At 68.9% G+C, this 22293-nt stretch carries 18 protein-coding genes and 1 tRNA gene; 6 read left to right on the top strand and 13 right to left on the bottom strand.

Going from position 1 to position 22293, the window contains the following annotated elements:
- The first annotated feature begins 3 nt into the window (after nt 1-3).
- Entirely contained in the window at nt 4-876 is an 873-nt protein-coding gene (locus ACW170_RS15955) for a peptidylprolyl isomerase (RefSeq protein ID WP_492087600.1), read from the top strand.
- A gap of 38 nt (nt 877-914) precedes the next feature.
- Here the strand turns inward: ACW170_RS15955 and ACW170_RS15950 are convergent, their stop codons facing one another.
- Nucleotides 915-2027, bottom strand: coding sequence for a Ppx/GppA phosphatase family protein (locus ACW170_RS15950; RefSeq protein ID WP_492087599.1), 1113 nt, complete (start codon nt 2025-2027; stop codon nt 915-917).
- A gap of 147 nt (nt 2028-2174) precedes the next feature.
- Between ACW170_RS15950 and hspQ the strand changes: the two genes are divergently transcribed.
- Nucleotides 2175-2483 carry a heat shock protein HspQ gene (hspQ, locus tag ACW170_RS15945; RefSeq protein ID WP_492087598.1) on the top strand — a complete coding sequence of 103 codons (309 nt, stop codon included), beginning with the start codon at nt 2175-2177 and terminating at the stop codon, nt 2481-2483.
- A gap of 58 nt (nt 2484-2541) precedes the next feature.
- On the top strand, nt 2542-3417 hold the full coding sequence (phhA, locus tag ACW170_RS15940; protein WP_492087597.1) for a phenylalanine 4-monooxygenase: 876 nt from the start codon (nt 2542-2544) through the stop codon (nt 3415-3417).
- Here the strand turns inward: phhA and astB are convergent.
- From astB to ACW170_RS15900, 8 genes are all read right to left on the bottom strand, one after another.
- Nucleotides 3414-4751 carry an N-succinylarginine dihydrolase gene (gene astB / locus ACW170_RS15935; RefSeq protein ID WP_492087596.1) on the bottom strand — a complete coding sequence of 446 codons (1338 nt, stop codon included), beginning with the start codon at nt 4749-4751 and terminating at the stop codon, nt 3414-3416. The two genes, phhA and astB, sit on opposite strands and share 4 nt — an antisense overlap.
- A gap of 157 nt (nt 4752-4908) precedes the next feature.
- Nucleotides 4909-6327 carry a succinylglutamate-semialdehyde dehydrogenase gene (gene astD, locus ACW170_RS15930; RefSeq protein ID WP_492087595.1) on the bottom strand — a complete coding sequence of 473 codons (1419 nt, stop codon included), beginning with the start codon at nt 6325-6327 and terminating at the stop codon, nt 4909-4911.
- Nucleotides 6324-7331 (bottom strand): arginine N-succinyltransferase, encoded by a 1008-nt coding sequence (locus tag ACW170_RS15925; protein ID WP_492087594.1) that lies wholly within the window; start codon nt 7329-7331, stop codon nt 6324-6326. Before ACW170_RS15925 ends, astD begins: the two co-directional genes overlap by 4 nt.
- Nucleotides 7332-8582, bottom strand: a complete 1251-nt coding sequence (locus tag ACW170_RS15920) for a hydrolase (RefSeq protein WP_492087593.1) — start codon at nt 8580-8582, stop codon at nt 7332-7334.
- Nucleotides 8583-8649: 67 nt separating this feature from the next.
- Nucleotides 8650-12864 carry a translocation/assembly module TamB domain-containing protein gene (locus ACW170_RS15915; RefSeq protein ID WP_492087592.1) on the bottom strand — a complete coding sequence of 1405 codons (4215 nt, stop codon included), beginning with the start codon at nt 12862-12864 and terminating at the stop codon, nt 8650-8652.
- The gene (locus ACW170_RS15910; RefSeq protein ID WP_492087591.1) at nt 12861-14657 is read right to left on the bottom strand and encodes an autotransporter assembly complex protein TamA; all 1797 of its coding nucleotides are present in this window, start codon (nt 14655-14657) and stop codon (nt 12861-12863) included. Before ACW170_RS15910 ends, ACW170_RS15915 begins: the two co-directional genes overlap by 4 nt.
- A gap of 85 nt (nt 14658-14742) precedes the next feature.
- Nucleotides 14743-15009: a hypothetical protein gene (locus ACW170_RS15905; protein ID WP_492087590.1), complete on the bottom strand. Its 267-nt coding sequence runs from the start codon at nt 15007-15009 to the stop codon at nt 14743-14745.
- A 78-nt stretch (nt 15010-15087) separates the two neighbouring features.
- Nucleotides 15088-16179, bottom strand: coding sequence for a CaiB/BaiF CoA transferase family protein (locus ACW170_RS15900; RefSeq protein WP_492087589.1), 1092 nt, complete (start codon nt 16177-16179; stop codon nt 15088-15090).
- Nucleotides 16180-16268: 89 nt separating this feature from the next.
- Between ACW170_RS15900 and ACW170_RS15895 the strand changes: the two genes are divergently transcribed.
- The 3 genes from ACW170_RS15895 to ACW170_RS15885 all read left to right on the top strand — a co-directional run bounded on the left by ACW170_RS15895 (nt 16269) and on the right by ACW170_RS15885 (nt 18055).
- Nucleotides 16269-16345, top strand: a tRNA-Lys gene (locus ACW170_RS15895).
- A gap of 24 nt (nt 16346-16369) precedes the next feature.
- A complete protein-coding gene (locus ACW170_RS15890) occupies nt 16370-17236 on the top strand; it encodes an ROK family protein (RefSeq protein ID WP_492087588.1) in 867 nt (288 codons plus the stop codon).
- A gap of 273 nt (nt 17237-17509) precedes the next feature.
- Nucleotides 17510-18055: a hypothetical protein gene (locus tag ACW170_RS15885; protein ID WP_492087587.1), complete on the top strand. Its 546-nt coding sequence runs from the start codon at nt 17510-17512 to the stop codon at nt 18053-18055.
- A gap of 36 nt (nt 18056-18091) precedes the next feature.
- On the opposite strand, the gene ACW170_RS15880 is transcribed toward ACW170_RS15885, so the two are convergent.
- The 4 genes from ACW170_RS15880 to purT all read right to left on the bottom strand — a co-directional run bounded on the left by ACW170_RS15880 (nt 18092) and on the right by purT (nt 22139).
- The gene (locus ACW170_RS15880; protein WP_267515844.1) at nt 18092-18400 is read right to left on the bottom strand and encodes a hypothetical protein; all 309 of its coding nucleotides are present in this window, start codon (nt 18398-18400) and stop codon (nt 18092-18094) included.
- A 16-nt stretch (nt 18401-18416) separates the two neighbouring features.
- On the bottom strand, nt 18417-19529 hold the full coding sequence (tgt, locus tag ACW170_RS15875; protein WP_492089200.1) for a tRNA guanosine(34) transglycosylase Tgt: 1113 nt from the start codon (nt 19527-19529) through the stop codon (nt 18417-18419).
- Entirely contained in the window at nt 19526-20011 is a 486-nt protein-coding gene (locus ACW170_RS15870; RefSeq protein ID WP_492087586.1) for a hypothetical protein, read from the bottom strand. The genes tgt and ACW170_RS15870 overlap by 4 nt, the downstream gene beginning before the upstream one ends.
- Nucleotides 20012-20927: 916 nt before the next feature.
- The gene (gene purT / locus ACW170_RS15865; protein ID WP_492087585.1) at nt 20928-22139 is read right to left on the bottom strand and encodes a formate-dependent phosphoribosylglycinamide formyltransferase; all 1212 of its coding nucleotides are present in this window, start codon (nt 22137-22139) and stop codon (nt 20928-20930) included.
- Nucleotides 22140-22293: the final 154 nt, after the last annotated feature.

Below are 22293 nucleotides of genomic sequence, written 5' to 3'. Positions count from 1 at the left end.
GCTATGAAGGTTCGAAACGCACTGATCGCGGCGGGGCTGACCGCTCTGGTGTCCGGCCCCGTCCTGGCGCAGCAGGCGGCCGTTCCGCCGCCCCCGCCCGGTCCGACCGAATGGCGCGCCGTGGCCCCCGATAATCTGCTGGTCATCGACACGACCAAGGGGCGGATCCTGGTCGAGCTGGCCCCCGAGATCGCCCCGGCCCATGTCGAGCGGATCAAGCTTCTGGCCTCGCGCGGCTTCTACGACAATCTGGCCTGGCACCGGGTCATCGACTGGTTCATGGCCCAGACGGGCGACCCCCTGGGCACCGGCGACGGCCAGAGCTGGTATCCCGATCTGAAGGCCGAGTTCACCTTCCGGCGCGGCCCGGACATGGCCTTCACCCCCGCCGCCGCGCCGGCCGGCGCCCTGATCGGCTTCTATCATTCCGTCCCGGTCCAGACCCAGCCCGACGCCCTTATGGCGGGCACGGCCGACCGCAAGGTCCACGGCTGGGGCCTCTATTGCCCCGGCGTCGCCGGCATGGCCCGCGACGAGGGCAATGACACCGCCAACAGCCAGTTCTTCCTGATGCGCCAGGCCTATCCCGCCCTGGACAAGCGCTACACCGTCTGGGGCCGCGTGGTCGTGGGGCTCGAGGTCGTCCGCGCCCTGAAGGCCAGCCCCGAGCCCAGCGGCGTCGTCGCCGACCCCGACCGCATGACCCGCGTCCGCCTGGCCTCCGACCTGCCCGCCGCCGAACGCCCGGCGGTGCAGATGCTCAACACGACATCGCCGACCTTCCGCGCTCTGATCGACCAGGCGCGCCAGGCCAAGGGCGCAGACTTCTCGGTCTGCGACATCGACGTGCCCGTGCGGATGGCGACGCCGGGCTGAGCCCTTATTTTTTCTGAATTATCTAAACAAACAGTAGGTTAGGTCGCCGCCGGTCCCCGGCCGCGACCCCGACGCCGCCTGCGCCGTTTGGGCGGCTTCTTGTCCTCACGCATCTGCTGCAACAGCAGACCTTCGCGCAGGCCCCGATCAGCGACCCGCACCCGCTCCGACGGCCAGGCCCGCTGGATGGCCTCCAGGATCGCCGCCCCGGCCAGGACCAGATCGGCCCGGTCCGGCCCGATACAGGCCTCCTTGGCCCGCCCGTCCGGCCCCAGGGCCTTCAGCCGCTCCGCCGCCGCCTCGCAGTCTCCGCGCGTCATCCACAGGCCATCGACCCGGTCGCGATTGTAGCGGGGCAGGTTCAGATGGATGCCCGCCAGGCTGGTGATCGCGCCCGAGGTGCCGATCAGATGCGCCCGGTCCCGCCGCAGCAGGTCCAGCATGCCCGGGTCCTCGATCCCGCCGCCGGCCAGGGCCGCGCCCATATCGGCGACCATGGCCTCGTACCATTGCTCCTGTTGGGCCTCGCCCGCGCCCTCCGGCTCCGGGTGCCGCTCCGCCAGGGTGACGACCCCCAGGGCCGCCGACATCCAGCCGGTGGTCTTCCAGTCCGACCCCTCGCGCTTGAGCCAGGACAGTTCGGTCGACCCCCCGCCCACGTCGATGATCACCACCCCTTCGGCCCGGGGATCGATCAGGTTCAGACAGCCCTCGACCGCCAGCCGCGCCTCTTCCGCCGGATCGATGATCCGCAGCCTCAGCCCGGTGCCTTTACGCACCCGATCAATGAACTCCGCCCCGTTCTCGGCCGCCCGGCAGGCCTGTGTGGCGACCGCGCTCAGCCGGACCGACTCCACGCCCTTCCTGACGATCCGGTCGGCGCACAGGGCCAGGGCGTCATAGGCCCGGTCCATCGCGCGAGGATCCAGCCGTCCCGTGCGGGACAGGCCTTCGCCCAGCCGGACGATGCGGCTGAAGCTGTCGACCACCCGAAAGCCGTCGCGGGACGGCCGCGCGATCAGCAGCCGGCAATTATTGGTCCCCAGATCGAGCGCGCCATAGAGTTGCGCATCCCGACCCGACGCATCCCGCTCGCGGGAAGGCTGGGACCGCTCGTCGCGCCTTCGGGGCGCGCCGTGGGTCTCCGGCATGGGCCGTCATTCCGATGTGGGCGGTCCAAAGCGGCGCCCGTCCCGATCAACCTAGCCCGCCAAGATCATCCGCGCCAAGCCATTCTGTCAGGAAGATGAACAGGTCTGCGTGGATCAGGGTCATCGGGCCAGGCGTATCAAGGTCCCATGACTCAGGTTCACACAGCCCGTTTCGCCATCGGCCAGATCGTCCGCCACCGCGACGACGCCTTCCGGGGCGTGGTGATGGACGTCGACCCCGCCTACGACGGCCCGGCGATCGACACGGGTGCGGTCTCGCCGCACCAACCCTTCTACCGCGTCTTCGCCCTGGGCGAGGACGGCGGCTTCGTAGCCTATGCGGCTGAGGGCGTGCTGGAGGACGGTCAATCCGTCCTGCTGCCCGATGACGCCCAACGCTGGTTCACCATCGATGCTCAAGGCCATCACGCCCCCCTGCACGAAGCCATTCACTGACCAGGCCTTTGAATGGGCGCTGACCGGGCGTTAGGATGGGGCAAAAGAGGAGCGTCCCATGTCCGACTTCGAACACGTCTTCGAACAGCCGCCCGAAGGCGCGGCCGCCGACTGGACCATCCCCCAGAACTGGGCCGCCTATACCGAAGTTGAACATCAGACGTGGGACACGCTGTATGCCCGTCAGATGAAGATCCTGCCCGGCCGTGCGTGCGACGCTTTCCTGCGCGGGCTCGATTCGTTGGACCTGAACGCCGGCGGCATTCCCGACTTCGAGGTCATCAATCCCAAGCTTCAGGCCCTGACCGGCTGGACCGTGGTCTGCGTGCCCGGTCTGGTGCCGGACGAGGTCTTCTTCGATCACCTGGCCAACCGCCGCTTCGTCTCGGGCCAGTTCATCCGCAAGCCGGATCAGCTCGACTATCTGCAAGAGCCTGACATCTTCCACGACGTCTTCGGCCATGTGCCCATGCTGACCGATCCCGACTTCGCCGCCTATATGGAGGCCTATGGCAAGGGCGGACAGCGCGCCGCCGGCCTGGGCATGCTGCCGAACCTGGCGCGGCTCTACTGGTACACGGTCGAGTTCGGCCTGATGAAGGAGGCCGACGGCCTGCGCATCTATGGCGCCGGCATCGTCTCGTCATCGACCGAGAGCGTCTTCGCCCTGGATGACCCGTCGCCGAACCGCCTGGGCTTTGACCTGGAGCGGGTGATGCGGACCCTGTACCGGATCGACGACTTCCAGCAGGTCTATTTCGTCATCGACAGCCTGGAAGCGCTGAAGGACGAGACGCTGAGAGATTTCGGCCCCGTCTATGACGCCCTGAAGGGTCAGGCGGACCTGCCGATCGAGACCGTCTTGCCGACCGACCAGGTCTTCACGCGTGGGACTCAGTCCTATGCGGCCAAGGGGGGGCGGTTCGCGGCCTAAGTCCTCTGGAACGGATAGAAGCCGCCGCCCAGGTTCAGGATGCCGGTCAGGGCGTCCAGCGCGCCTCGGCTTTCGTCCAGCAAAGCTGGATCGGCCAAGTCCGCAGGGCGCAGTTCGTCTCGGTACCAGCGGTTCGCCCAGGCCGAGAGTTCGGCGTGTAGAGCGTCGGTCAAGCGCATGGCCGGATTGGTCGCCGCCAGTTCCGCCTCGTTCAAGACGACCCGCAGACGCAGGCAGGCCGGACCGCCGCCATTGCGCATCGACTGGCGCACATCGACGTACCGCACCTGACCAATGGGACCGTTGGAGGCGGCCAAGGACTGCGCCACCGCATGGCTGCGCGGGTTGTCGCGGGTCTCGGTCGGACAGATCAGGGTCAGACGATCCTCGCCCGGAATCTGGATCAGCATCGAGTTGAACAGGTAGGAGCTGATGGCGTCGGCCAGAGGCAGATCGGCGGAAGACACCTGGACGAAAATCGGATCGAACAGGCCTTCGGCCGCGCGGCGGATGGCGTCCTGGGTTGCGGCCGTGTCCTCGAAGGCGAGGTCGTGGAAGAACAGGGTGTCAAGCGCCCCGACGCAGACCACGTCGTTGTGGAAGGTTCCGCCGGCGATGGCGGCCTTCGACTGCTGGGCCAGGACGACGCCGCTCGCCCCATGGCGACGGCCTACGACCTGCGAGGCTTCGCGGGTTTGCCGGGCGGGGTAGGGACCGTCCCAAGGCGTGAACGCTTCTCGACCCCAGACCAGAAGATTGACGCCCGCCGCGCCGTGTTCCGCGCACAGGCGGACGTGATTGGCGGCGCCCTCGTCGGCCAGATGCGCGACCGAGGGCAGGGCGTCGTGAACGGCGAACCGGTCGGCGTCTGGGAAGAGGGCGTCCAGCGCCCGTTTGGTCTGTTGGTGCTCCAGCGACCGGTGCAGATTGGTGATCAGATTGGCGGGGGTGAAATGCACCCGCCTGTCGGCGGCGTCGGCGCTGGGGGTCACGGTCGCAGCGTTGGCGGCCCACATGGGCGAGGCGGAGCAGGCGGCGGCGGCGAACGACGGCGCATCCTTCCAGGCCTGTTCCAATACCTGGGCGTCCGATCCGGTGAAGCCCAGGGTGCGCAGGAAGGGAATGTTGGGCCGCTCATGCGGGGGCAGGACGAACTGGGGCAGGCCCAGGTCCGCCAGGCTCTTCATCTTGTCGAGTCCCTGCAGCACCGCCGCGCGCGGGTTCGACGCCTCGCCCTTGTTCAGACTGGAGGCCAGATTGCCCGGCGACAGACCGGCGTAGGAGTGCGTCGGCCCGATCAGGCCGTCGGCATTGGCTTCGACGGCGCGGGTCATTCGGCCCTCTCCCCTTGCGGGAGAGGGAGATCGCGCACGACGGCGCAAGCCGTCGTCCTGGCGCGAGCGGGTGATGGGTCACGCAGGCGGCCGGCAGGGAGAAACCCCTCATCCGACCCGCTGCGCGGGCCACTTTCTCCCGCAAGGGGAGAAGGAATCACGACCGTAAACCCTTGATCTCGCCTTCGATGTTCGCGACCGCGTCGGCCTCGAAGCTGGCGACCGGATAGGCGCAATAGTCGGCGGCGTAGTAGGCGCTGGGGCGGTGGTTGCCGCTGGCGCCCAGGCCGCCGAAGGGCATGTCGCCGGCGGCGCCGGTGGTGGGACGGTTGAAGTTGACCACGCCCGCGCGGATGCGGCGGATGAAGTGGTCCCAGTTGGCTGGATCGTCGCTGACCAGACCGGCGGACAGGCCGTAGCGGGTCGCGTTGGCCGCCTGGATCGCAGCGTCGAAGGTCGGGACGCGGATTACCGACAGGAAGGGGGCGAACATCTCCTCGTCGGGAACGTCGATCCCGGTCACGTCGATGATGGCCGGTTTGACGAAGGCGCCGGGCAGGTTGGCGACAGGACCCGAGGCGCGGATGACCTTGGCTCCGGCGTCGATCCGTTCCTGCAGCGCTTTCAAGGCCGCCTCCGCCGCGCGGGCCGAGATCAGCGGTCCGGCGTAGGGTTCGGGGTCGCTGTCCCACGGGCCGAAGACCAGGCGGTCGGACAGGGCGGCTATGGCTTCGATGATGGCGTCGCCCTGCGCGCCCTCCGGCACGATCAGGCGACGGGCGCAGGAACACCGCTGGCCGGTGGTGATGAAGGCGGACTGCACCGCGATACCCGCCACGGCCTGCGCGTCGGTGGCGTCCCAGACGACCAGCGGATTGTTGCCTCCCAGCTCCAGCGCCAGGATGACGTGCGGATCGTCGGCGAACTTGCGGCGGAAGTGAGCGCCGGCCGCGCCTGAGCCGGTGAACATCAGGGCGTCGATCCCGGCGTCCAGCAGGGCCGCCCCCGTCTCGCGGCCGCCCTGGACGACATTGACCACGCCGGTCGGCAGGTCGGCGGCGGCAAGGGCCTCGGCCATGACCTGACCGACCAGGGGTGTCTCCTCCGACGGCTTGAACACGACGGTGTCGCCGGCCAGCAGAGCCGGGACGATATGGCCGTTGGGCAGGTGGCCGGGGAAGTTGAACGGGCCCAGCACCGCCGCCACACCATGTGGTCGGTGGCGCAGGGTCGCGCGGCCGAAGGCGGTGTCGCTGGTCCGTTCGCCGGTGCGTTCGTCATAGGCGCGGATGGAGATGTCCACCTTGCCGATCATGGCGGCCGCTTCGGTCTTGGTTTCCCACAGCGGCTTGCCGGTTTCGCGGGCGATAGCCTCGGCGATCTGGGGCGCGCGGTCCTTCAACACGGCCTGATAGCGTTTGACCGCCTCGATCCGCTCGGCCCGAGGCGCGTCGGCCCAAGCGGGGAAGGCGGCGCGGGCGGCGTCAACGGCGGCCTGGACCTGGGCGGGGCTGGCGGCTTCGCCCTCCCAGTTGGTCGCTTCGGTGGCGGGGTCGGTGGATTTGAACAGTGTCATGATTTCACGCGGACGATGGCGCCGGCCTTGATCTTCAGCGCGGCGGCGGTTTCGGCGGTCAGGCGGGCGATGTCGCCGTCGATGTCGGCCTTGGCGCGGACGGCGCGGAAGGCGGCGATGCTGTCGGTCGAGATCAGGGCCGGCAGTTCCGCTTCGACCCGGTCTGTGATCTCGACTGTCAGGCGGCGGGCGTCGCGGACAGTGCGGATATTGTCCCGCCCGCATGACACGGTGGGACCGGCGTCGAAGATGTCGACCAGGCCGTTGGGGCGGAAGCCCTCGCTCTCCAGCAAGGCCATGGCGGGCACGCCCTGGGGGTGGACCTTGCCGATCACGGCGCGGGCCGGCTCGGGCAGAAGCTCGGTATAGATGGGGTGGCGCGGGGCCAGGTCGAGGATGAACTGCTTGTCCGTCGAACCGGTCATCCGGTCGGCGTCGTCGAACTCCATCGGGAAGAATTTGTGCGCCACATGATCCCAGAACGGGCAGGCGCCGTCGGGGGTGAAGACCCCGCGCAGTTCGGCCAGCACATTCTCGGCGAACAGTTCAGGCTGGGCGCCGATCAGCATATAGCGCGACTGGCTGAGCAGACGGCCGGCGCCGCCCTTGCGCCGGTCTGCCTTGAGGAACAGCGAGCCGACCTCGGTCCAGCCGGTGCATTCATTGACCAGCACCAGGGTCTGGTGATCCAGCTTGACCCCGATGGACGGTGAGGACGCGGTGTTGTTCACAACGCGGAACGAGAAGAAGGGGCGTTTCAGGCCCACCGTCGCCTTGACCGAGCCGACCCCGTCGATGTCGCCGGTGTCGCCGTCTTCCAGCATCAGGGTGTACCAGGCCTCCTGCCAGGCGACCTCGCCGCGGAAGCTGGCCTGGCTGAGTTCAAGCCGATCGGACAGGACGTCGGGATCTTCGGGCAGGCTGGTGAAGCCGGGGCCGGACAGGATGGCCAGTTCCAGCAGATAGTCGAGGTCGGCAGGGCCGGCGGGACGGACGACGAGCATTCAGAGGGTTTCCATCCGCAGGGCTTTGAGTTTGGCCGCGTCGATCTCGCCCGAGGCGATCTTGCACAGGATCAGGGCGCTGAGCTGGGCGCGTTCGACGAAGCTGTCGGGCCAGGCGAACTCCTGGTCCGAATGGATCTCGCCGCCCCGGACGCCCAGGGTGTCGATATTGGGCAGGCCGGCGGCGTGGAGGTTGTTGCCTTCGCAGACGCCGCCCGAGGGCTTCCAGGCGATGGGCTGGCCCAGCAGGGCTCCGGCTTGTTTCACCGCTTCGAACAGGGCGGTCTGGGCGGCGTCCATGGGCTTGGGGGCGCGGGTGAAGCCGCCGTGGAGGTCCAGGGTCAGACCCTCGAACGGCGGTGCGGACGCGATGGCGCGGACCGAGGCGTCGATCCAGTCGGCGGCGGCCTTGTCCGGAACGCGGACGTTGAACCGAACCACGGCGTTGTCGGCGACGACGTTCAGGGCCCCGCCGCCCGAAATCTTGGCCACATTGACGGTGACCCCTTCATGCTGGCCGTTCAGCCCGTGCAGGGCGGCGGCGATCATGGCGGCGCCGGCGACGGCGTTGCGGCCCTCTTCGAAAGCGCGGCCGGCGTGGGCGGCCTTGCCGGTGACGATCAGGTGATAGTTGCCGCTGCCCTTGCGCGCTCCGGCCAGGGTGCCGTCCGCCAGGGCCGGTTCATAGGTCAGGCCGACATGGCCGCGCGCGCCCAGTTCGGCCAGCAGGGGAGCGGAGGCGGGTGAGCCGATCTCCTCGTCGGGGCTCAGCAGCACGGTCCAGCCGACGCCGTGCCGATCGGGGTGGGTCTCGAAGGCTTCCAGAGCGGCCAGCAGCACGCTGATCCCGCCCTTCATGTCGGCGACGCCTGGGCCGTTCAGGGCGCCGTCCGCGCGAGTCGTGACGGTCTGGAAACGGCTGTCGGCAGGGAAGACGGTGTCGTAGTGGCCGGTCAGGACGACCTGGATCGGCGCTTCGGGACGAGCGGTGATCTTCAGGGCGTCGGCGTGGGCTTCGGTCCGAACCGAGCCGTCGTCGGCGACGGTGGTCGAGCCCTGGGTCGGGATGCGTTCGACGACGGCGGGCAGGGTCTTCGCCTCGGCCTCGAGCGCGTTCAGCACGGCGTTCAGTCCGGCGGCGTTGCGGCTGCCGGAGTTGATATTGGCCCAATCGATGGTGCGGCCGATGATCGCCTCGCGTCGCGCGGCGACGTGGTCGAGGACGGCCTGGTCCGAGGTCAGAATCCGCATCGGCGGACCCTAGCCGTCGCGGGGCCAAAGGTGAAGGTCGCGGGCGGCACGTCGGGCTGCTGAGGCTTTAGTTTCGGTTCGGGCGACGGTCAGCGCGCTGGCCGGCCTCACGGCTTTCGCGGCGCCAGCGGATCGACAGGCTGGTGTCGCCCTGGCCGCCGAACTGCGAGCTGATGGCCAGGTTGCGGCGCGGTTGCCATTCGACCTTGACGGCCGCGCCGCCTTCACCGCCGCCGATGACCTCCAGATAGACATCGTCGGTGATGTAGCGGCCGCCCGCGACGGTCACGGCCGAGGCCTCGCCGCCGAAGGACAGGCGGTCGAGCCCGGCCAGTTCGCGCAGGTTCCCGATCACGTCGAACCCGCCGCCGCCCGCCAGGGCCGCGACGCCCGCCGCCAGTTGGGCCGCCTCGAACGGCGACAGCTGAGAAGCCGAGCGGCCGAACAGCACCTGCGACAGGATTTCGTCCTGGGGCAGGGCGGGGGTCGAAGTCAGGGCGATCTGCGGCTGGTCCGCCGTGCCCGTCACATTGATCGAGGCGGTGAGGGAGGTGTCCTCCCGCGTCGCCGACAGGTTGAGGCGAATCTGCTTCGGATCGGTGGACAGGGTGACACGGCCGGTGTCGTCGAAGATGAACCGCTTGCCCGCAAACTCGTAGTCGCCGCGGACCACATTGGCCGTGCCGCTCAGCTGGGGCTGGGCGATGGTGCCGCGCACCCGGGCGTTGACGTCGAGCACGACGTTCAGGCCGCGCCCGCTGACCCGTACCTTGCCGCCGGTCGAACGCAGGCTGATGTCCATGCCGATCTGCGGACCGGTTCGGCGAGTCACCGTCTCCTCCGGATCGCCGCCGGGGCGGTTGATCTCAACCACGTCCATGGAGACGATCCCGGTCGAACCCGGAACCTCAGGCTCGATACGCGCTTCGTCGATGGTCATCTCGCCCGACAGCTGGATATTGCCGTCCTGGCCCCGAACGATGGTGATCGGGCCCGAGGCGCGCGCCTCGCCGATGTCGTTATCGATCACGCGGAACCGGTTCAGCGTCAGCCGCGCCGTCGATCCAGAGCCTTCTCGCAGGCCGATGCGTCCTTGGCCCGTGACGGTTCCTCCGGCCGTGTCGTTGGCGGTGAAGGTCTCGATCTGGGCGACGGTGTCGTCGAAACTGGTGCGCAGGTTCAGGTCGCCGAGAATCAAGCCTACGCTCTTTTCACGATAGGAGCCCTGGGTCAGGTCAAACCGGCCGTTCAGGCGCGGCGCCGCAAGGGTGCCGGCGATCGTGGCCTGACCCGCCACCTGTCCCGCCAGACTGCGCTCGCCGCCGAGGAAGAGGTCCCAGATCGGCTGGATCTGGCCATTGATCGAGACGGCGCCGGACATCGGCCGCTGGCGGGCGATGGCCAGGCGCAAGGGGGCGGCCGAGGCTTCGACCGGCAGGACGAGGTCGGCGGAAGCCTGGACGGCATCCTCGTCCGTAGCCGTCGCCTTGATGGTCAGGCTGTTGTTGATCAGGGTCGCGTCCAACCGGCCATCGACGGCCAGACCGCGCGGGGCGTCGATGCTGCGGACGTTTTCCAGGGTGACATTGGCGGACCCAGACAGGTCGTCGCCAGCGCCGCGCAGCGCCACGCGGCCGGTGGCGCGGCCTCGCAGTTGCGGCGACAGGGTCTGCAGATCGACGCTGGTCAGGTCGGCCTGGATGATTGCGGTGCGGGCGTCCTGACGCAGATCGGCCAGCAGAACGCCGCTGCCGACGCCGAGGTCGAGGTGGGCGGTCCGCGTGGCGCCGTCCAGGATGATCGACGCAGGGCTGCGGGTCGTGAAGGCCACTTCCCGCACCCGGCCTCCGCCTCGCAGGGTCAGGGTCTGGGCGTCGTCGCGCCGCGAATAGACGCCCGTGCCGTTGAACTGCGCCGGGTTTGCACCGCCGACGTCCAGGGCCAGGCTGAAGGGCAGGTTGTCCAGCGTGCCTCGACCGTCCAGATCGATGGTGCGGATGTTCCAGCTCTGGCCGGCCAGACGGATGTTGCGACCGGAGACGTCCAGAATGGCGCTGTCCGATCCCCCGCCCTCGGTCAGGCGGATGCGGCCATTGGCTTCGCCTGCGGCGAGGAAGGCGCCGGTGCGGGCGGTGAAGGTCAGGTCCGCACTGGAGGGGATATTGTCCGACAGGGCCACCGCGCCCTGGGCCGTGACGCCGCCGGCGTTGACGTCGAGGTCGGTCAACCGGATCCGGTCGCCGCCCAGGAAGAAGTTCCCCGAGGCGCGCGCCGGACCATAGTTCGAGCCGCTGGTCACGGTGATCCGGCCGTCGGAGGCGTCGGCGCCGCGGCGGAAGCTCAGGATCAGGTCCGCGTCAGTCAGGGTCAGACCGCCGGCCGTGACCTTGTCGAAGCCGGCGGTCAGATCGACGCGCGGCTGGGACAGGGTTCCGGTCAGGGCCCCTTGCCCGTTCATGTCGCCGTCGATCTCGACCGGGCCTGCCGCGAACGGTCCGCGCGCGTTCCAGTTCAGCGCCAATCCCAGCCGACCGTCGGTTTGGATGAGGCCCTTGGCGCCGGCGCGGCCGGCGGCGCCGGTCAGTTCGCCCCGTTCGACCTCGATCCGTCCGCCGTTCAGCCTGCCGGCCAGTTGCAGGCGAGGGGTGCGGCCCAGCAGACGGTTCAACTCATCCATACCCACGGTCAGGTTCCGGCCGCGACCGTCGAAGTTCAGCACCCAGGGCGCGCCCGTCTTCGCTGACGAAGCGCGGATTGGACCGCCGAAGGCGCCGCTGGCGTCCGACAGAACGCGCGAGGCGTCGGTCAGCTGGGCGTCGCCGCGGAAGCCCATGCCGCCCAGTAGGTTGCGGGAGCCGGAGCCCTTCAGCGTCAGGCCCTGGCCTTGCAGATCGACCTTCTCCAGCAGTATGGCCCCATCCTTCATCCGGGCGGCCTCGAGTTGCACGCGCGGGGCGGCGCCGAGCAGACCGCCGATCAGGCCCTCGGTCGACCCGCCGTTCGCGCGGATGTCGCCGTCCAGATCCATGCGGCCCTTCTTGACCTGGACGTTCAGCGGTCCGGCGATGCGGGTGGCGCGATAGCTGGCCAGGTTGGCGTTCAACAGTGTGGCCTGGCCTTGCAGGGTCCATGTCTCGGCGTCGCCCTTGAACAGGCCGGAATAGGCGGCGGGGCCGGCGACGTCCGAGCCGACCAGCTTGCTGAGCGAGGCGGCCTGAACCTCGAGCTGGATCCCTTCTGGGGAACTGCGGTCGGACATGCGGATCAGACCGTTCGCCTCGGAGGCGATGTTGTCGGACGTCAGCTTCCAGCCCACCCGCTGATAGGCCTCGTCCCTGGTGGGCGTCATGGTGAAGTCGAAGCGGGCGGTGCGGCCGACGCGTTCGATGAAGGGGGCGAACAGGTCCGACCCGCTGAAGTCGAAATAGCCGGACACGCGCGAGCCGTTTTCGCCGAATTTTCCGTCGACGGTCAGCGGGACGAACTGGCCGGTCTGGACCTTGGCGTGGACCATATCGGCGTTCAGCAGGGCGACGGCCGAGAACGGCTCGTCGGGCGAATAGCCCATGGCGCCGGCCAAGGGGCCGCCGTCGGCCTCGTTGGCGCGAAGGTTGACGCGGGTTTCTTCCAGCTTGCCGCCGAAGGTCGCCGTGAGCCGCAGATAGTCGCCGGGACGGTTCAGGCTATCGGCGTTGACCGTCGCGCTCTTGGCGCCCCGGCGCGGCAGGCTGACGTCGCCCGCCAGGGTCCAGCGGCCGTATTCCTTGGAGAAGCCTTCCAGCAGTTCGACCCGGGCGGAGAAGCGGTCGATATCGACATCGATAGGCTGGGGGCCGCCGGGCTCGCCGCTGGGGGCGTCGAGGATGGGGCGGCGGATCACCTGAATCACGCCGGCGCTGATCTCGGTGGCGTGGAACCGGCGGGTGATCAGGGGCCAGTAAGACCAGTCGACCCGGACGTTGCGGGCGTCCAACCAGACCCCGTCGCGGTCGGTTACCGTGACCCGGTCCAGCGTGAAGTCGTCGAACAGGTCGCCCTTCAGCCCATAGACGTTGATCCGGCCATATCGGCTGATCTTCTGGCCCTGGACGAAGCCGGTCACCAGTTCGCGCCCGGCGTCGGAGACGATGTACATCCGGCCCCCGATCAGGGCGATGACCAGCAGAACCAGCAGGCCGCCGACCACGCCGCCGGCGATCAGGGCCAGCAGCTGCGCCAGGCTGCGCTTTTTGCGCACGGCGGCTGCGGTTTCAGTCGGAGTCTCGGGCGGGGCTTCGGTCAAAACGCTTGCCCGATGCTGATGTAGATCTGGAAGGCCGAGTCGCCGTCGCGCTTGTCCAGAGGCACGGCGATGTCCGCGCGGATCGGACCGAAGGGCAGCTTGTAGCGCACCCCGACCCCGGCGCCGTAGCGCATATTGCTGAAGTTCGGCGTTTCCTGGAAGCCGACGGCGCCGGCGTCGACGAAGGCGACGGCCTGGAAACTCTGGCCGATGTCATGACGCACCTCCAGCGAGGTTTCGAACAGCGACAGGCCGCCGCGAGGGGTCTGGTCCGGCAGTTCCGGATTGACGCCCTGATAGGAGTAGCCGCGCACCGAGCCGCCGCCGCCCGAATAGAACAGACGGTCGGACGGCACGCTGAGTTCGTCGCCGCCGATGATGGCGCCGATGCGGACGCGGCCGGCCAGGACGGTGCGGGCCTGGTCCTGAAGCGGCAGATAGGCGGTGGCCTGGCTCTCGCTGCGCAGGAACAGGATGGTGTCCTCGCCCGCCACGGCGGTGGGCTGGACCGAGACCGTCATTCGCCATCCCTTGGTCGGGTTCAGCGGGTCGTTCGAGTTGTCGATATAGGCGCTGGTCCGGCCCGTGACGATGGCTAGGTCGCGGTCGAAGGTCACCGCGCTGGGCGGGACCGAGGTGTAGTCGTAGCGGTTCTCGTTGTATTGACCGGCGTCCAGACCGAGGCCGTAGTTGAAGTAGGAGGTCCGGCCGATCCGCTGTTGCAGTTCCGCCGCCAGCACCAGGGCGGTGCGTTCATACGCGTCGGTGTCTTCCTGGACCACGCCGGCGCTGAGCTTCAGCGTCCGGCCAGGCTTGCGCCAGTGGGGCAGGGACAGGTCGGCGCCGATGCGGCTGTCGATGTCGGCCCAACGGGTCTCGAGCCGCAGGGTGTCGGCACGGCCGAAGCGATTGTGTCGGGTCCAGATGAAGTCGACGCCCGCGCCTTCGGCCGTCGACCAGGTGGCGCCGGCCTCGATGACGCGCCGGGGACGGTCCGTCAGATTGACGATGACGGGCCGGTGGCCGTCGGCATTGGTCTGATCGATCGGGCTGAGGGCGACGCCGACCCCGTCATAGACGCCGGTGTCCAGCAGACGGCGCTCCAGTTCGGCGACCTTTTCCGGGTCGTAACGCTCGCCTTCCGTCCAGGGCGCCAGTCCGGCGACCCAGGCGGAATTGGTGCGTCCGGCCCTTTGCAGGACGACCCCATCCAGCAGCACCAGCCGGCCGGAGTTGATGCGGTATTCAGGGGCGACGGTGAAGGCCGCGTGGTCCACCACGACGCGGCGTGTTTCGGCCTTGGCGTCGGCGTAGCCGTTGCGGGATAGGGTCGCCACGGCCCGGCCCTCGCCGGCGATGACGTCCACCGCACGGCCGGGATCGCCGGGCTTAAGGCCGATCGCCTCCAGAGCGTCGGCGGCGCTGTCGGAGTCGGGAGCGGTCTCGATCCAGGAGATGGTCGGCTGTGTGAGCAGGAAGCGACGGCCGGGTTGGACGGCGACGATGGCCGACGGTCGGTCCTCGCCCTCGACGACATCTTCCAGCACCGGCTGGTAATAGGCTTCAGAGGGCAGCAAGGCCTCGGCGGCGGACAGGGCTCCCTGGGCGCGTCGGCGGGCTTCGAAGCGGCTTTCCGGCGCGCCGTCCACCTCGCCCACCGCCCGTTCCAGCAGACGGCGCAGTTCGGCGTCCATGTCGCCGCGAATGGCGGCGCGCGGGTCGGCGGCGGCGGCCTGGGCGGCGAGGCTGCAGGTCGCCAGGGCGGCGAGAAACAGGGTGGGCCGGAACGTCAAACTCTAGCTTTCGTCAAGGGCGCGGACTCCAAGTCGGCGCCGGTATAGGCCCTGGCGTGCCGATGTGGCGACGACGTGGCGCGCCTCAATAGAACAAGGTTTCGCTTTCGGGCTGAACCGACTGTTCGGACGTCCGCTCTTCCGGCGGGAGAGGCGTCGTAGGCGTAGGGGCGGGATCGGTCACCTCGGGGGCGACGACAGGTTCGGCCGAGTCCTCGGCAGAGGGGGCTTGTTCTTCGATCGGCGGAACATCGGCGTAGTCGTCCTGCGAACCCGACTGGAAGTCGTCGCAGCCCGCAAGCGCCAGCACGCCGAGTGCGGTCGCGGCCAGAACGAAAATCGAGCGTCTCATCAAACCAGGTCCCCGGGGTGTCGGCCGTTTCAACGCCTTGAGCGTCGTCTCGTTCCATAGCGCCGAAAACGCCGGGGGTCATCCCGCCTCCGGGCGCCAGGCGAACAGGGCGTCGTCCAGCGAGACGAGAGGGGGCGTTGCGGCGGTCTGCGGCGCCGCGCCGTCGAAGCGGGGCGCCGGGGCGGGCAGGCCCTGGTCGAATGTGGCGCGGGCCAGGTTGTGAGGGTGGTTCGGCGCCTCGGCGAAGCTGAGAACGGGGGTGACGCAGGCTTCAGTCTGCGCGAAATGCGCGGCCCAGTCGTCCCGGTCGCGGGTGGCGAACAGGGCGGCGAAACGGGCCTGGAGCGCAGGCCAGGCGGCGGTGTCGTACTGGGGGGCGGCGGACGGTTCGATGTCCAGACCCTGCAACAGGGCGGCGTAGAAGCGCGGCTCCAGCGCTGCGACCGCGACGAAGCCGCCGTCCCGACAGGCGTAGCAGCGATAGAAGGGCGCGCCGCCGTCGAGCAGGTTGGCGCCCCGGCGGTCGCTCCAGACGCCTTGGCTGCGCAGGGCCTGGAACAGGCCGCCCAGCAGGGCGGTCCCGTCGGTCATGGCGGCGTCGATAACCCGGCCTCGACCCGTTGTCTTCGCCTCAAGCAGGGCCGCCAGTACGCCCGCGACCAGCATCATGGCCCCGCCGCCATAGTCGCCGATCAGGTTCAGCGGCGGGGAAGGGGGGCGGTCGGCCTCGCCCATGGCGTGCAGCACGCCGGTCAGGCCGATGTAGTTCAGGTCGTGGCCGACCTGGTTCGCCAGCGGCCCGGTCTGGCCCCAGCCGGTCACCCGGCCGTAGACCAGGGTCGGATTGCGCGCCTGGAGCGCCTCGGGGCCGTAGCCAAGCCGTTCCATGACGCCGGGGCGGAAGCCTTCGATCACGGCGTCGGCGCGGTCGGCCAGGGCGAGAACGGCTGCGCGGTCGGATTCGGATTTCAGATCCACGGGAACGGCGGTCCGGCCCCGGTGCAGCAGGGCCCCGCCGACCTCGTCGAAGGCGGACGCGCCGGCCGAGGCCGAACGGGTCAGGCGCAGCACCTCCGCCCCCAGGTCGGCCAGCATCATGCCCGCGAAGGTGACGGGGCCCAGGCCGTCGAATTCGAGGATGCGAAGTCCGTTCAGCGGTTTCATATGCATCGAGTAGCAGACCTGGTCTTGACCGGAAGGGCGGATTGCAACAGAAGGCGCCCTTCGACGGTTCGGGCCAGCCCCGGACGTCGCACGGTGCGTCCTTAGCTCAGTTGGTTAGAGCATCTGACTTTTAATCAGAGGGTCCTCGGTTCGAGCCCGAGAGGACGTACCATTTTCTCCTTTTTTGGGGCCCCAGATGAGCCAGCCTGTCTTCTTCGCGGTCGAGACCGGCGGGACCAAGATCGTATGGCGGATCGAGGACGCGGCCGGCGCCGTGCTGGATGAAGGACGATTCGCCACAGGTCGGCCCGAGGCCGCAGTGGAGGCCCTTATCGCGGCGGTGGCCGACCGGACGGTGGCGGGACTGGGCGTGGCCAGTTTCGGCCCGCTGGTGGTCGATCCGGCCTCGCCTGACCGGGGCCTGATGCTGGCGACGCCCAAGCCGGGCTGGACCGGGTTCAATCTGGCGAAAACCTTGTCGGAGCGTTTCGAGGCGCCCTTCGCCGTGGATACCGACGTCAACGCCGCCGCCGTCGCCGAGGCGCGACTGGGGGCGGGGCGCGACGCCCGGGCCGTGGCCTATGTCACTGTGGGGACCGGAATCGGCGGCGGGCTGTGCGTGGACGGCCGGACCCTGAAGGGGGCGCTGCACCCGGAGATCGGACATATGTTCGTGCGTCGGGCCGAGGGCGACGTCCAGCCCAGCGCCTGCCCCTTCCATCCCGATTGCGCCGAAGGATTGGCCGCGGGACCGGCGGTGCAGGCCCGGCTGGCGGGGCGTCGGCTGGAAGAGGCGGACGAGGTCCGCACCGTGACCGCCGATTATCTGGGGCAGCTGGTCGCCGGCCTGGTGTTCGCCTGGTCCCCCGACCGAATCGTCATGGGCGGCGGCGTGATGTCCACGCCTGGGCTGATCGCCGAGGTCGAGGCGGCGGCGCGAGGCCGGATGAACGGCTACGGCGCAGCGGTCGTGATGGGCGAGGGCGGCTATCTGGTCGCCGCCGAGCGCGAGCACGCCGGGCTGGACGGGGCCATGCTGATGGCGCGGGATGTGGTGAATTGACCCCTGCCGGGCCGACTGCGGGCGAAGACGACGGTTTCGTGATGGATAATCCGTAAGAAGCCTGATTGCAGATCGGCCCATTTTGGGATTAGCTCCGGGGATAAACAAAAAAGACCCTAGGGAGCGAGTATGAGACACGATCAACATCACGAATTCGACTTCGCGGGAGGCTTGGCCCTGGGCCTGGTGTTCAGCCTGCTCGCCTGGGGCGTCATGGTCGCAGGCCTGGCCCGGATGTTTTGATCGGAGCGGCTTGCGTGCTCTAAAGGCCGGATGAAGCCGATCCCCTTGCCGGTCCTCGCGGCCGCCCTCGTCCTGTCCAGCTGCAACGCCGGTCGGTCCGCCATGGGCGGGGCGGAACAGGTGGGCGCTGGATTTGGCGAAGCGGTCACCGCGCCGCTGGAAGACTTCAATCTGCGGCGCCAGTTGATTCCGACGGTGCTGTTGCAGGCGGAGGCCAATCCCTATGATCTGCGCAATCTGAACCAGTGCACCACCATCGGCGCCGAGGTGGCGCGGCTGGACCAGGCCCTGGGGCCCGACACCGATGAACCGCCGCGCCAGGACGGCTCCTATCGCAGCGAACAGGCGGCCGATGCGGCGGCCAAGGCGACGCTGGACGCCATCCGCGGCACGACCACCGACTTCATTCCGGGCCGCAGCTGGATTCGCCAACTGAGCGGGGCCGAACAGCATAGTCGTCATGTCCAGTCGACCATCCAGTCGGGGCGGATGCGGCGGGCCTTCCTGAAGGGGATCGGCATGCAGAGGAACTGCGCTCCCCCGGCGGCGCCGAGCTGGTTCCGGCCGAAGCGGTAGGGGCGGCTCGGCCGTTCGACCCACGACCGACAGGATCTAACGTCTGCCGGCAGGCCGGCGCTTGTCGGTGCGATCGCCTCTGATCTGAACCGCGCCGTCCTTGGCGAAGGCCTCGAAGGAGGATTTGTCGATGTTGCGGAACTCGCCGGTGCGGTCCCAGTCCCAGGTGAAGGAGATCCGTTCGCCCTTGTGCGCGAACTTGCCGGACCAGTGGGCGAAGAAGGAATATTTGTCGCCGCCGATGATGATGACGTGGCGGTGCAGGGCCGTCTCGTTCCCCGCGTCGCGGGGCGGCTCCTCCAGATAGGTGTTGTAGGCGTGGAAGCCTGACTTCTCGATACGCATCAAATGGTTCCGGGGGTCAGTTCGACACATGCCGCGCATGGAAGTCGCGGCGGAACTGTTCGAAGCGGCCTTCCGAGATCGCGGCGCGCATGGCGGCGGTCAGGGCCTGGTAGAAGGCGATATTGTGCCAGCTGAGCAGGACCTTGCCGAGGATTTCGTCGGCGCGGATCAGATGGTGCAGATAGGCCTTCGAATATTGCGATGACGGCCCGTCGATGGCGGGATCCAGCGGATCCTGGTCCTCGGCGAAACGGGCGTTCTTCAGGTTCAGCGGACCGTCCCAGGTCCAGGCCTGGCCGTGGCGGCCGGCGCGGGTGGGCAGGACGCAGTCGAACATGTCCACGCCGCGCCAGACGGCCTCGACCAGGTCGATCGGCTTGCCGACCCCCATCAGATAGCGCGGACGGTCGGCGGGCAGCATTTCGGGCGCATAGTCCAGCACCCGGCACATGGCGTCGTGGCCCTCGCCGACGGCCAGACCGCCGATGGCGTAGCCGTCGAAGCCGATCTCCTGAAGCTGGTCCGACGACTGGCGGCGCAGGTCCTCATAGGTCGAGCCCTGCTGGATGCCGAACAGGGCCTGGGTCTCCCGCTCGCCGAACCGGGCCTTGGACCGGGCGCCCCAGCGGATCGACAGCTCCATCGCCTTCTGGGCGGCGGTGCGTTCCGCCGGCCAGGAGACGCATTGGTCCAGTTGCATCGAGATGTCGGCGCCGATCCGGTCGGCCTGGATCTCGATCGAGCGTTCGGGCGTCAGCACGTGTTTGGAGCCGTCGATATGGGAGGAGAAGGTCACGGCCTCTTCCTTCACCTTAGAAATCCCGGCCAGGGACATGACCTGGAAGCCGCCGCTGTCGGTCAGGATCGGCTTGTCCCAGCCCATGAATTTGTGGAGGCCGCCCAGACGCTCCATCCGCTCGGGCCCGGGGCGCAGCATCAGGTGATAGGTGTTGCCCAGGAGGATGTCGGCGCCGGTCGCCTTGACCTGATCCACCGTCATGGCCTTGACCGTGGCGGCCGTGCCGACGGGCATGAAGGCGGGGGTGCGGATGTCGCCGCGCGCGGTCTTCAGCACGCCGGTGCGGGCGCGGCCCTCTTTGGCGGAAATCTCGAAGGGGAAGGGCATCAGGCGATCAGTCGTTCAAGCTGCTCGACGCGCGCCAGATCCTTGGGGCGGCCGAACAGGCGGTAAAGGGCGATATGGTCCCGGATGTCGGGCACGAACAGCGGGACGTCGTCGATGAAGACCGGACGGCGCGACGTAAAGGCGACCGGCCGCCATTCGGCGCCGTCGCGGGTCTCGAGCCCGGCCATGACCTCGACCAGGATCGGCTGGTCCGGGGCGCGGCCGAAGACGGTGGAGCGGAACAGGCCTTCGCCCGGATCGGGCACGATCTGTCCGTCCAGGGCCGCCAGCAGGGCGCGGGCGTCGCGCGGAGCGCACAGGACGTCGATGTCGGGCACATGCAGGTCGGGCAGGCCGTACAGGGCCATGGCCGCCCCGCCGAAGATCCACCACGGCTGATCCAGATCGCGCGCGGCCTCGCCGACGGCGATCAGGCCGTCCTGAAGGTCTTGCGGGAGATCGAGGTCGAAGTCGTCGGGGCTCACGGTGCGGGTCTTTCGTCAGGGGACGGCATTTAAGGGTTCGGGCGGCGGAAGGCTACAGGTCAAGCGGCGGCGCCGACGCGCTTTCGCTGCGAAGTTCGGAGGGCGGGACGGAGCGCCGGGCCTCGCCCGGAGTGAATAGTTTTTACCGTTTCGACGAAGACAGACGCTCCGCGCGCAGGGTGTTTCTACCGGCCGGGGAGGTTGAAGCGGCAGTTGTGATGCCTCTTCCCCATGGCCTGCGTCAGGTCGGCGATCCCTGCGAAGGACCGTCCCGAGTGCGACCGGGTTCCTAACCCCGAGTCCTCCGCCGACGTTTCTGCGCGGGATGAGCCCACCGATGCACCGTCATGCGGCGCGGGGGGATCCCACCCCCGCCCCTGATCCCTACGCTCCCGCCGCCGCAAGGTCGCAGGCCTTACGAGCCCTCCTAGCGACGAGACCGGGGGTATTTTGCGGGGGTTTTGGGGAGTGATTAGAAGAGGGGGGTGAGATTCTTGTAAGGGGTTGGAATTGTTGAAGGGGAGGCAGCGTCATTGTGCGCGCTCGATCCCATCTTTCGTCATTCCGGGCGAAGGGCCGCTTGGCCCGCAGACCCGGAACCCAGCGGCGCCGAAGGCGATGCGGCCGCCGCACGACGCTTGAAGGCCAGAGTCCGCGACAGGTTCGCGCTCTCGCGCGCCGCTGGGTTCCGGGTCTCCGCTGCGCTTCGCCCGGAATGACGAAAGAGGGGGAGGCTGGCGTCACCTCTCCGCGCGCGGAGCGCGTGGGGAGGACAGGTCGCGCTTGCGACCAGGAGGGGGCGATGACCGGACCAGCTTCAGACACCGAGTCGCCCCCGCCTGGCGTTCGCTGACGCTCCCGCCTGTCCTCCCCGTTCGCCTTCGCGACCGGGGAGGTGAACCTGTGGCGGTCTGTTTTAGCCTCGCACGACTTTCACGCGGCTCGCCGCTTCGCGGGCGCGGTCGCGGGCTTCGTCCGTGTCGGCGCCGCGGGCGACGGCGACGCCCATGCGGCGGCGGTCGAAGGCTTCGGGCTTGCCGAAGAGGCGCAGGTCGGCGGTGGGGACGGAGAGGGCTTCGGCGACGCCTTCGAAGGCGATCCCTTGCGCCTCCATGCCGCCGTAGATGACGGCGCTGGCGGCGGGTTCGCGCTGGGTGACGTCGACGGGCAGGCCCAGGATGGCGCGGGCGTGGAGGGCGAACTCGCTCAGGGTCTGGCTGGCCAGGGTGACTAGGCCGGTGTCGTGGGGGCGGGGCGAGACCTCGGAGAACCAGACCTGGTCGCCCTTGACGAACAGTTCGACGCCGAAGACGCCCCATCCCTTGTTGTCTGGGCCGCCCAGGGCGTCGGTGACCCTGCCGGCGATGTCTTGCGAGGCGGCGAGGGCGGCGGGGGTCATGGCCTGGGGCTGCCAGCTTTCGACATAGTCGCCCTTGACCTGGCGGTGGCCGATGGGGGCGCAGAAGTCCGTGCGGGTCGAGCCGTCGGCGGCGCGCGAGCGGACGGTCAGCAGGGTGATCTCGAAATCGAAGTCGATACGGCCCTCGACGATGACGCGGGCGCCGGCGACACGGCCGCTGTCCTGCGTATAGGTCCAGGCGTCGGCGATTTCGTCGGGGCTTTCGACGAAGGATTGCCCCTTGCCGGACGAGGACATGACCGGCTTGACGAAGTTGGGATAGCCGACGGTTTCGGCGCCGGCGGCCAGTTCCTCGGCGCTGCCGGCGAAGGCGTAGGGGCTGGTGGGCAGGCCAAGCTCTTCGGCGGCGAGGCGGCGGATGCCCTCGCGGTTCATGGTCAGTTGCACGGCGCGGGCGGTGGGGATGACCACGGCCAAGCCGGCGGCCTCGATGTCGGCCAGGACCTCGGTGGCGATGGCCTCGATCTCGGGCACGATGATGTGCGGGGCCTCGGCCAGGATGACGCCGTTCAGCACCTGGGGGTCGGTCATCGGGATGACGTGGCTGCGGTGGGCGACCTGCATGGCGGGGGCGTTGGGGTAGCGATCGACGGCGATCACCTCGACGCCCAGCCGCTGAAGCTCGATGGCGACCTCCTTGCCCAGTTCGCCCGAGCCGAGAAGCATGACGCGGACGGCGGTGTCGGAGAGGGGGGTGCCGAGTTTCATCGACGTGTTCCTTTCGTCATCCTCCGGCGAGCGCAGCGAGACCGGGGGACCCAGCGGCGCCGAAGGCGAAATGGTTCAACAAGACCAACGGCCAGCGTGCGCGACAGGTTCGCGCTCTCGCGCGCCGCTGGGTCCCCCGGTCTGCGCCGCTTCG

It is taken from the genome of Brevundimonas sp. FV2ps16, from assembly GCF_058681075.1.
This window is presented reverse-complemented; position numbering and strand designations above follow the sequence as displayed.

Bases quoted from the DNA above. Each gene is read 5' to 3' on its own strand.
- ACW170_RS15955 (WP_492087600.1), top strand. From the start codon at position 4: ATGAAGGTTCGAAACGCACTGATCGCGGCGGGGCTGACCGCTCTGGTG.
- ACW170_RS15950 (WP_492087599.1), bottom strand. From the start codon at position 2,027: ATGCCGGAGACCCACGGCGCGCCCCGAAGGCGCGACGAGCGGTCCCAG.
- hspQ (WP_492087598.1), top strand. From the start codon at position 2,175: ATGACTCAGGTTCACACAGCCCGTTTCGCCATCGGCCAGATCGTCCGC.
- phhA (WP_492087597.1), top strand. From the start codon at position 2,542: ATGTCCGACTTCGAACACGTCTTCGAACAGCCGCCCGAAGGCGCGGCC.
- astB (WP_492087596.1), bottom strand. From the start codon at position 4,751: ATGACCCGCGCCGTCGAAGCCAATGCCGACGGCCTGATCGGGCCGACG.
- astD (WP_492087595.1), bottom strand. From the start codon at position 6,327: ATGACACTGTTCAAATCCACCGACCCCGCCACCGAAGCGACCAACTGG.
- ACW170_RS15925 (WP_492087594.1), bottom strand. From the start codon at position 7,331: ATGCTCGTCGTCCGTCCCGCCGGCCCTGCCGACCTCGACTATCTGCTG.
- ACW170_RS15920 (WP_492087593.1), bottom strand. From the start codon at position 8,582: ATGCGGATTCTGACCTCGGACCAGGCCGTCCTCGACCACGTCGCCGCG.
- ACW170_RS15905 (WP_492087590.1), bottom strand. From the start codon at position 15,009: ATGAGACGCTCGATTTTCGTTCTGGCCGCGACCGCACTCGGCGTGCTG.
- ACW170_RS15900 (WP_492087589.1), bottom strand. From the start codon at position 16,179: ATGCATATGAAACCGCTGAACGGACTTCGCATCCTCGAATTCGACGGC.
- ACW170_RS15890 (WP_492087588.1), top strand. From the start codon at position 16,370: ATGAGCCAGCCTGTCTTCTTCGCGGTCGAGACCGGCGGGACCAAGATC.
- ACW170_RS15885 (WP_492087587.1), top strand. From the start codon at position 17,510: ATGAAGCCGATCCCCTTGCCGGTCCTCGCGGCCGCCCTCGTCCTGTCC.
- ACW170_RS15880 (WP_267515844.1), bottom strand. From the start codon at position 18,400: ATGCGTATCGAGAAGTCAGGCTTCCACGCCTACAACACCTATCTGGAG.
- purT (WP_492087585.1), bottom strand. From the start codon at position 22,139: ATGAAACTCGGCACCCCCCTCTCCGACACCGCCGTCCGCGTCATGCTT.